Origin of the sequence: Neotamlana sedimentorum (genome assembly GCF_000943565.1) — a bacterium.
Classification (GTDB): Bacteria; Bacteroidota; Bacteroidia; order Flavobacteriales; family Flavobacteriaceae; genus Neotamlana; species Neotamlana sedimentorum.
Genome location: NZ_JTDW01000020.1, coordinates 1 through 833 on the forward strand (window position 1 = coordinate 1; position 833 = coordinate 833).

Sequence of the window (833 nt, forward strand, 5' to 3'; positions counted from 1 at the left end):
TCAGAATCTGTAGCTGTAATTAAAGGTCCCCCAGCATTAATGCGGTAAAGTGGAACAAACGAATCAGGATTTACAATGTTCCACTCAAAAGAAATAGTAGTTACATCATTTGAATAGTTATCACTATCGTCAACTGTTACAGTAACAGTGTAAGGACTATTTGTGTCTGCATCAGAAGCAATAGTTCCGTTAAAAGTACCAGTAGCACTATCAAGAGTAATTCCATTAGGTAAACCAGAAGCAGTGTACACTAAATTACCATCGCCTCCTGAAGCTACAACATTTAGAGTGCCGTCTATAATATCATTAACGTTATTATTTTGAGTTGCTATAAGTTCTACTTCTATAGGTTCTTCATTGGCAATTAATCTAATTTCAATAGCGTTCAATAGCGGGTTTTCAATAACCGAGTGAAGGAATTCAATATTAAGAACGTTATCGTCAACGGTAACCGGAAAGCTAAGCATAACGCCAACACGGTGCCCATATTGAGCGACAAGGTCTAAGTTAGATTGTACAGTGTTTCCTTCTATAGCAATATCGAAAATACGTTCACCTTCACCATCAATACCGTTGTAGGTATTTGAGAAGAAAATATTCACCATATAGTCGGCATTATCGACATTAAAATTGAATTCCATTTCAGGAGCTGCGCTAACATCGTAACGTTCTGTATTAAAAATAGTATTAAAGGTAGCGTTATCAATATAATCTGGGATAGAACTGTGTCTAGTAATGTTAACGTTATGTGCGTATGCATTACCCGTGTTAACTGCGTAGTTAGTGCCTGTATATGCACCAGAAGTATTGTTGCTTTCCCAGTCAATATCAGA

The 833-nt window shown here is 36.7% G+C and carries 1 protein-coding gene; it reads right to left on the minus strand.

Features of this window, described 5'->3' with window-relative positions; all coding sequences use genetic code 11:
* The coding region (locus PW52_RS15965) for a malectin domain-containing carbohydrate-binding protein (RefSeq protein ID WP_044633987.1) at positions 1 to 833 on the minus strand (833 nt) is incomplete at both ends.